A 7,820-nucleotide genomic window follows, 5' to 3' on the forward strand; every position below is an offset into this window, starting at 1 on the left:
AGTTATGTTCATACCTACTATATCAGGAAAAAAGACAATGTACCAATGTATCAAGCTTATTCGGGAACAAGAAATATTGCCAACCCTGACGATTAGAAAATTTGGAAGTTCCGCGCGATTTGAGTTACTGTATAAGGGATAGGATCATTTTTACCCAGGAGGAGTAGCCATGAAGCTGTTATCCATCGAACCTACGCCGAGTCCGAACTCCATGAAGCTTAACATAGACGAGAAGCTGCCGATGAACGAGCGGCATACGTACACGCTGGAGCGACGGGACCAGGTGCCGCCGTTCTTCCTTCGGCTGCTTGCGATCGACGGGGTCAAAAGCGTGTTCCGCGCCGCCGACTTCATCGCGGTCGACCGCCGTCCGAACAAGGATTGGGCGGTCATCCTCGGCGCCGTGCGCGAGCTGTTCGGAGCGACCGGCTCCGAGGGCGCGGCGAACACCGCGATCGAAGCGACCGGCTTCGGCGAAGCGTTCGTGCTCGTCCAGATGTACCGCGGCATCCCGATCCAGATCCGCGTTCGCTACGCCGGTCAGGAAGCGCGGGCGGCGCTGCCTGACAAGTTCACGCGAGCGGTTAGCGAAGCGGCCGGCTCGACGATGATCCGCGAGCGCAAGCTCGAGGAGTTCGGCGTCCGCTACGGCGAGCCGCAGGAGATCTTGGACGAGGTGAAGCGCGAGCTGGACGCCGCGTACACCGATGAGCGCCTGCGCGGGTTGATCGCGCAGGCTCAGGCCGCGCAGGCGGCGGGCGGGGCGGCCGAGCCCGCGCCGCCGGAGCCGCCTGCGCCGCTGACGCGCGAGGAGCTCGCCGAGCGGCTCCGCGCGCCCGAGTGGCAAGACCGCTATGCGGCTCTTGCCCGCATGAAGCCTGACGCCGAGCAGCTCCCGCTGCTGGCGCAGGCCGTGCGCGACGCGCACGTGTCGGTGCGCCGGCTCGCCGTCGTGTACCTCGGCGACCTGCGCATCCCCGAAGCGCTGCCGCCGCTGTTCGGCGCGCTGAAGGATTCGTCGGCGGCCGTGCGGCGGACCGCCGGCGACACCTTGTCCGATCTGGGCGATCCCGCCGCGATCGGACCGATGGTGGAGGCGCTGGCGGACGCGAACAAGCTCGTCCGCTGGCGCGCCGCGCGCTTCCTCTACGAGGCCGGCGACGAGACGGCGTTGGAGGCCCTGAAGCGCGTAGCCGCCTCCGAGCCTGAATTCGAGGTGAAGCTCCAGGCCGAGATGGCCGTCGCCCGCATCGAGAACGGCGAAGAAGCGGCCGGCTCCGTCTGGCAGCAGATGACCCGGATGCGCGAGCAGGAGCAGGAGTAAGTTTTATAGCACAACCTTAACCTGATTCGTATCTGGATCCATCCGGATCCGTCCGAATCGTCGAGGGGATCAACGAAAGCGATTTTCTCTTCCGAGGAGGGAATCGGCAAATAAACATGATTTTTCACGTACATGTTGCCGATCCCCTCTTTTTCCGATTCAATAAAGCCGAAAATTCATGCAGAAGCATGTCATGTCGGGAGGCTCACGCATGCCGCGTTTCGTCGTCGTACCCGATTCCTTCAAAGGAAGCCTGACTTCCATGGAAGCAGGCAGCATCATCGCGGAGTCGATCCGCAAGCACTTTCCTTCCGCCGGGATCGACGTCATCCCGGTCGCCGACGGAGGCGAAGGCACCGTCGAAGCCCTCGTGAAGGCGGCGTCGGGCGAGCTGGTCGATACCCGGGCGACCGGGCCTCTCGGCCGCGCCGCGGATACTCAATTCGGAATTCTTCACGGGGACACAGCCGTGCTCGAGATCGCGAACGTCGCCGGACTTCCGATGGTGCCGAAGGAGGAGCGCAATCCTTTTAATGCTACCACGAGAGGCCTGGGCGAATTGGTAAAGCAAGCTCTCGACCGGGGCTTGCGCAAAATCGTGATCGGGCTCGGAGGCAGCGCCACCAATGACGGAGGCATGGGCATGCTGAGCGAGCTGGGGGTTCGGTTTCGGGATGCGAGCGGAGAGCTGCTTCGGGGCTTCGGACGGGATGTCGGACAAGCGGCATCCGTGGACTTCGGCGGGCTCGATCCGAGGCTTGCCGAATGCGAGCTGATCGCCGCCTGCGACGTGAAGAACCCGCTCTGCGGTCCCGAAGGAGCCTCGCGGATCTTCGGACCTCAGAAAGGAGCCGCCCCAGGGCAGGTCGAGGTTCTCGACCGTGCCCTTAAAGGCTATGCGGAGCTCATAGAGCGAGCGCTGGAACGGCCAGCCCTGCGCGACGCGCCGGGAGCCGGAGCTGCCGGAGGGCTGGGCTTCGCCCTGCTGTCTCTCGGCTTCGCGCTATCTCCCGGCGCCCAGCTTATCGACCGGATGGTCGGCCTTGAGAGGCGCATTGCCGGAGCCGACTGGGTCATCACCGGAGAAGGAAGAACGGACGGGCAGTCGGCTTACGGCAAGCTCCCTTTCTACGTCGCGAGCCTAGCCAAGAAGCACGGAGCCAAGTCCATTCTCATCTCCGGCAGCCTGGGCACGGATTACTTGGAGCTGCGAGGGCTGTTCGCGGGCTGCTTCGCCCTCGTCACCGAGCCATCGGACCTGCAGGCCTGCCTGGACCGGGCCGCGCCCGCTCTGTCCGCGTGCAGCGACAACGTGATGGGTTTCCTCCGAATCGCTTCGGAATAAACAAGGCTCAATTCCTTGCATTTGTAATGAAACCGTAATACGGCTTTCATGAACCCTTCATCTTCGGGCGGTATAGTTAACTCATGACCCCCCTTTTCATTTATATATCCTCATTAGGGCTTGCGGCTTCGGATGCTGCGGGCCCCCTTTTTTTGCCTTTAATGCCGAGCGGCCTCGGGTGAACGACCTCGTAATGGACGATATGTCCGTAGCGGTCCGTCTCGATGCTGCAGCAGCTGTTCATCAAGTCGCGCACCATCTCCCGGCCTCTTTGCACCCTCGATTTGGCTCCCGAATAGGAGATCCCCAGGCGCTCGCTCAGCTCTTTTTGCGACATTCCCTTCAGCTCCGAGAGCTCTACCGCCTCCCGATACTTGTCGGGCAGATACGGGAATACTCCCTTCATCCCGGCAACGGCTTCTTCGGTATAATCGGCGGCTTCCTCTTCCCTGTCAAGGATTTGCTCCGGCAGCGGACCCGTCGTCTTCTCCTTGCAGAAGTGATCCGTTATGGCGTTCCGCGCGATCTGGTACATCCAAGCCCGAAGCTTGGTCTCGTCCTGAAGGTCGGGGAGATGGCGGTAAGCTTTCATGAATATCGTCTGAACGATATCCTCGGCATCCGGGTGTCGATTCGTTCGGTTCCGGACGAAACCGGCAATCGGTTCATGATAGTTCTCCCACAGCATCTCCGGCGTGATCGGGGCTTCCAAAGCCGTCTCCTTCATCGTCATCGCGCCCTTTCTCCTCCATATTTTATTTTTTATTTTTTTTCGAGATTTGCGTCTTTTATCCGGCGTCTCCGTCTCCAACAATATAAACCAAACCTTGGAGGGATAAAAGATGAAATACAACTTGTTGGGCAATACGGGCGTGCTGGTGTCGGAGATCGGGCTCGGAGCGATGACCTTCGGCGGCGGAGAGCAATGGGGCGTCTTCGGAACCCTTGGCGAAAAGGAAGCGGAGGAGCTCGTCGGGCAAGCGATAGAGGCGGGGGTGAACTTTTTCGATACCTCTAACATTTATGCCGGAGGCCGCTCCGAGGAAATTCTCGGCAAAGCGCTCGGGGCGAAGCGGCGGGACGTCCTCGTCGCCACCAAAGTCAGAGGCCGGACGGGAGGCGGACCGAACGATATCGGCCTGTCCCGCCTTCATATTATCCGCGAGGTCGAAGCGAGCCTTAAGCGCCTCGGGACCGATTATATCGATCTCTACCAGATTCATAATCCGGATCGGCTGACCGATTGGGAGGATACGCTTCGGGCCTTGGACGATTTGGTTCGCAGCGGCAAAGTCCGTTACATCGGCGCCTCCAATATGAGCGGGTGGAGCTTGATGAAGACGCGCGCCCTCTCCAAGGAGCTGGGCCTGCATTCGTTCAAGAGCAGCCAGTCTTATTATTCGTTAGCCGGAAGGGAACTCGAAAGAGAGATCATCCCGGCGCTGAGGGACCAGAACATGGGATTGCTCGTGTGGAGCCCGCTGGCCGGAGGCTTCCTGTCGGGCAAATATTCGCGGACTCGCATGGGCGAAGCAGACGATCGCCGCGCCAAGCTCGCTTTTCCTCCCGTCGATCTGGACCGAGGCTATTCCATCCTGGACGCGCTGGAGGAAATTGCCGGAGAACGCGAATCCACCATCGCGAGAATCGCCCTTGCCTGGGTGCTTAACCAGCCTGCCGTAACCAGCGTCATTGTCGGCGCCAAGCGACCCGACCAGTTGCAAGACAATCTGCAGGCAAGCGGAATCGTTCTGACGGCAGAGGAGCTCGCGAGGCTGGATCAAGCGAGCAAGCTGCCGGAGGAGTATCTGACCTGGTCGTTCCTCGAAGGGGACGAATCGATTGTCCGCAAGCATGATTAAGCTTTTTTTAATCGAAATGAAAGGCTAATTCGCGTAATGTAATCAAATCGTAATATCGCTTTCATGGTCCTTTCACATTCGCCGGGTATGATAGTTACATGACCCCCCTTTTCATTTATATATCTCTTGAATGGGCTTGCGGACCGATCCGCAAGCCCCCTTTTTTTGTTTCTCGGCCGTAACGGAACGGAGAGACGCTAATCCGTTACAAGCGAGCCCTGGAATAGGGTCTCCGCCCAACGAATTCCCGCCCGACTCCGCACCTGCCGCTAGGCAAACGCATATTGTGCAGTAAACCGTGTGTATTGCCTACACGACAAAGAAGGAGGAGCCAAGATGCCGAAATCTCGCTCGTTAACCGAGCGATCTCTTCTGAGGCGATTAGGGATCGCTCCGAACGGAAAGGCGTCAACCAAAGCCCAGAAGAACGGGCCTGCCAAGAAACGGCCGCGCGCCGCGAAGGTTCGCCTGCATCAGAGCGGGATCGCGGAAGAACGGAAGCCGCCGGTGCGTCAGATTCCATGGTGGGTGCTGCCCGAAGATGATCGAATGCTCACGCCGGGAGGCGGAATACCGGGCGGCTTGTTTCCTCCCGGAGGAGGACCAGGTGTTCCTGGACCCGGTGGACCAGGCGGACCTGGACCGGGCGGACCGGGCGGACCTGGACCCGGACCTGGACCAGGACCTTTCCCGCCGCCGCCACCGCCGCGTCCGCCAGGGCCGCCTCCTGGACCGCCGGGACCCTTTCCTCCTCCGCCTCGTCCACCGGGCCCGTTTCCGCTGCCGCCGCCTCCTAGACCGCCTTTTCCGATTCCGATTCCGTTCCCGATTCCGGTTCCTCCTCCGGGGCCGACTCCGGCCTTTATTATCGTTCAGATCAACGGCGGCTTTGCTTTCCCTGGAGCGACTCAGACGGCATTTGCGTTCTTCTTCCCCGGCATCACGATCCGGCAGGCGCTTCAATCGACCGGGCTTGTTACTTTCGGGCCTCGCGGCTTTATCAGCTTCGTATCCGGAATTCGCATTTCCGGCACGGTTGGAGTACAACTTCGCTACAACGGCAGAATCATCCCCCAGACGCTGCTCGACCTGCCGGCCGCCCCGTTCAGCACGATCGGGCTCGAACTTTTTTATTTCTGAGCAGGTTAAATGAACCGCCTTCCAAGGAGGGCGGTTTATTCTTTATTTCTATTTTCTGAAAAAAAAGAGACAGGCGTCCATCCGCCCGTCTCTTTCCCTTATTTCCCGCCTTGGTACCAGTTAGCCGCAGCCTGAACCTCCGAGCCCGTCAATTGGTGCCCGTACCGCTCCCAATGAACCTCGACGCTCGCTCCGGCTCCCGTGAGCAGCGCCCCCAGCTCCTCCGTCTCCTGCGGCGCGCAGATCGGATCGTTCGTTCCGGCGCCGATGAAGACGGATACTCTGCTTAGATCCGGCAGCTTCAGCCCGCGCAGAGGCACCATCGGGTGATGCAGGATCGCTTTGCGGAACGCGTCTCGGTAGTGGAACAGCAGGCTTCCCGCGATGTTCGCGCCGTTGGAATAGCCGATCGCGACGAAGCTGCTTCGATCCAGCTTGTATTCCTTCGCCGCGTCGATTAGGAAGTCGTACGTCTCCTTCGTGCGGAGCTTGAGGTCCTCCTCGTCGAACACGCCCTCCGCCAGCCGGCGGAAAAACCTCGGCATGCCGTTCTCCAGAACATTGCCTCTTACCGACAGGACGGCGGCGTTCGGATCGATCCTCCCCGCAAGAGGGAGGAGATCTCTCTCCGTCCCTCCCGTGCCGTGGAACAGCACCAGCGTCGGGGCATTCGGCGTCTTGGCCGGCTCGAAAAGATGCTTCATGCTCATGCTTATCGATCCTCCTTCAGCACGCGGACTTCGATCGGAATCAGGTTGTCTTCGATCAGCTGGCGGTGCTTCTCGTACCAAGCCGGAAGCTGCAGCTTCTCGCCCAGATGCTCGAACGGCTCGTCGTTGTCGAATCCGGGAGTGTCGGTCGCGATCTCGAACAGGATGCCGCCTTGCTCGCGGAAGTACAGCGCGTTGAAGTATTGGCGGTCGACGATCGGCGTCGGATGGAAGCCGCCCTGCTCGACGTGCACTCTCCAGTTCTTGTGGTCGTCGTCGTTCTTCGCTCTCCACGCGATATGGTGCACCGTTCCGGCGCCGCCGGCTCCCCAGCCCATCGGCTCGGCGTTGATGTCGATCACGTTGCCGATGTCGCCGATCGAGCGGAAGCGAACGAGGCCGTTCTCTTCGCCGACCTTCGTCAGGCCGAGCACGTTCGTCAAGGTGTCCATCGTCTTCGCCGGATTCACGCTGTAGAGCTGGGCGCCCGCGAAGCCCTTGATCGCCTTCTCGGCGGAAACGCCGCCGAACGACCACTGGCTTGCCTTGCCTTCCTCGCGTTCGACGATCTCCAGCTGCAAGCCGTCCGGGTCCTTGAATTGCAGGAACGTCTCGCCGAAGCGCTCGTTCTTCTTCGTTTCGACGCCGAATTTCGCGAGGCGCTCTTCCCAGAAGGCGAACGTGCCGCTTGGCACCGCGAACGAGGTGTAGCCGACTTGGCCGCCGCCGACCTGGCCGATGCGGGAGCCCGGCGACGGGAAGAACGTCATCGCGGTGCCCGGGCTGCCCATCTCGTTGCCGAAGTACAGGTGGTACACTTCCGGAGCGTCGAAGTTGATCGTTTTCTTCACCATTCTCAGGCCCAGAACGCCGGAGTAGAAATCTACGTTCTCCTGCGGGTCTCTGACGAAAGAAGTGATGTGGTGGATGCCTGCGGTTTGCTTGTTCATTTTGAATTCCTCCATTTTTCTTTAATTTTATTTTCTTTAATTTAAGACTTTAGAGCCGAGAAGCGGCGCCGCCTACCCCATCTGCGCCTTAAGGCCAAGCTTCTTGATCAGGTCGATCGCCAGCTTCTTCTCCTCGAGCGTAAGGCCGCTCATCAGGCGGTCGATCGCTTCGGCATGGCTCGGGAACACTTGCTCGAACAGCTTCGTTCCTTCTTCGGTGATCTCCGCGAAGGTGACGCGGCGGTCGTCCGGGCTCGGAACCCTTCTCAGCAGCCCGCGGTTCTCCAGCTTGTCGATGTTGTACGTGATGCTGCCGCTGGTGACCAGGATCTTGTCGCCGATCTGCTGCAGCGGAATCCGGCCCTTGTGGAACAGCAGCTCCATCACCGTGAACTCCGTCGCCGACAGCCCGTGCTTCTTCATGTCCTTCACGGCGCTGTCCATGATCGACTTGTACGCCTTGGAGAGGACGACGAACAGCTTCAGGGA

General features: G+C 60.2%; 8 protein-coding genes. 4 read left to right on the forward strand and 4 right to left on the reverse strand.

What is annotated here, in order from left to right:
* The first annotated feature begins 169 nt into the window (after positions 1–169).
* Together H7B67_RS27585 and H7B67_RS27590 are read left to right on the forward strand one after the other, a co-directional pair.
* On the forward strand, positions 170–1,324 hold the full coding sequence (locus H7B67_RS27585) for a conserved virulence factor C family protein (protein ID WP_185123116.1): 1,155 nt from the start codon (positions 170–172) through the stop codon (positions 1,322–1,324).
* A gap of 211 nt (positions 1,325–1,535) precedes the next feature.
* Complete coding sequence (locus H7B67_RS27590; protein WP_185123117.1) at positions 1,536–2,669, forward strand: glycerate kinase; 1,134 nt, start codon at positions 1,536–1,538, stop codon at positions 2,667–2,669.
* Between the two features lie 100 nt (positions 2,670–2,769).
* Here the strand turns inward: H7B67_RS27590 and sigZ are convergent, their stop codons facing one another.
* Entirely contained in the window at positions 2,770–3,402 is a 633-nt protein-coding gene (gene sigZ, locus H7B67_RS27595) for an RNA polymerase sigma factor SigZ (protein ID WP_185123118.1), read from the reverse strand.
* Between the two features lie 109 nt (positions 3,403–3,511).
* On the opposite strand from sigZ, the gene H7B67_RS27600 reads away from it, so the two are divergent.
* Together H7B67_RS27600 and H7B67_RS27605 are read left to right on the forward strand one after the other, a co-directional pair.
* The gene (locus H7B67_RS27600; protein WP_185123119.1) at positions 3,512–4,531 is read left to right on the forward strand and encodes an aldo/keto reductase; all 1,020 of its coding nucleotides are present in this window, start codon (positions 3,512–3,514) and stop codon (positions 4,529–4,531) included.
* 336 nt (positions 4,532–4,867) lie between these two features.
* Entirely contained in the window at positions 4,868–5,671 is an 804-nt protein-coding gene (locus H7B67_RS27605) for a hypothetical protein (RefSeq protein WP_185123120.1), read from the forward strand.
* A gap of 98 nt (positions 5,672–5,769) precedes the next feature.
* Here the strand turns inward: H7B67_RS27605 and H7B67_RS27610 are convergent, their stop codons facing one another.
* The 3 genes from H7B67_RS27610 to H7B67_RS27620 form a co-directional block, all read right to left on the reverse strand.
* Positions 5,770–6,375 (reverse strand): alpha/beta hydrolase, encoded by a 606-nt coding sequence (locus tag H7B67_RS27610; protein WP_185123126.1) that lies wholly within the window; start codon positions 6,373–6,375, stop codon positions 5,770–5,772.
* 8 nt (positions 6,376–6,383) lie between these two features.
* On the reverse strand, positions 6,384–7,331 hold the full coding sequence (locus H7B67_RS27615; RefSeq protein WP_185123121.1) for a ring-cleaving dioxygenase: 948 nt from the start codon (positions 7,329–7,331) through the stop codon (positions 6,384–6,386).
* Positions 7,332–7,403: 72 nt separating this feature from the next.
* On the reverse strand, positions 7,404–7,820 hold a 417-nt coding region (locus tag H7B67_RS27620), incomplete at its 5' end, for a MarR family winged helix-turn-helix transcriptional regulator (RefSeq protein WP_185123122.1).

This window comes from Cohnella thailandensis, from assembly GCF_014212135.1.
Classification (GTDB): domain Bacteria; phylum Bacillota; class Bacilli; order Paenibacillales; family Paenibacillaceae; genus Cohnella; species Cohnella thailandensis.

Excerpts from the sequence above, each read along its gene's own strand:
- H7B67_RS27585 (WP_185123116.1), top strand. The coding sequence starts at position 170 with ATGAAGCTGTTATCCATCGAACCTACGCCGAGTCCGAACTCCATGAAG.
- H7B67_RS27590 (WP_185123117.1), top strand. The coding sequence starts at position 1,536 with ATGCCGCGTTTCGTCGTCGTACCCGATTCCTTCAAAGGAAGCCTGACT.
- sigZ (WP_185123118.1), bottom strand. The coding sequence starts at position 3,402 with ATGACGATGAAGGAGACGGCTTTGGAAGCCCCGATCACGCCGGAGATG.
- H7B67_RS27600 (WP_185123119.1), top strand. The coding sequence starts at position 3,512 with ATGAAATACAACTTGTTGGGCAATACGGGCGTGCTGGTGTCGGAGATC.
- H7B67_RS27605 (WP_185123120.1), top strand. The coding sequence starts at position 4,868 with ATGCCGAAATCTCGCTCGTTAACCGAGCGATCTCTTCTGAGGCGATTA.
- H7B67_RS27610 (WP_185123126.1), bottom strand. The coding sequence starts at position 6,375 with ATGAAGCATCTTTTCGAGCCGGCCAAGACGCCGAATGCCCCGACGCTG.
- H7B67_RS27615 (WP_185123121.1), bottom strand. The coding sequence starts at position 7,331 with ATGAACAAGCAAACCGCAGGCATCCACCACATCACTTCTTTCGTCAGA.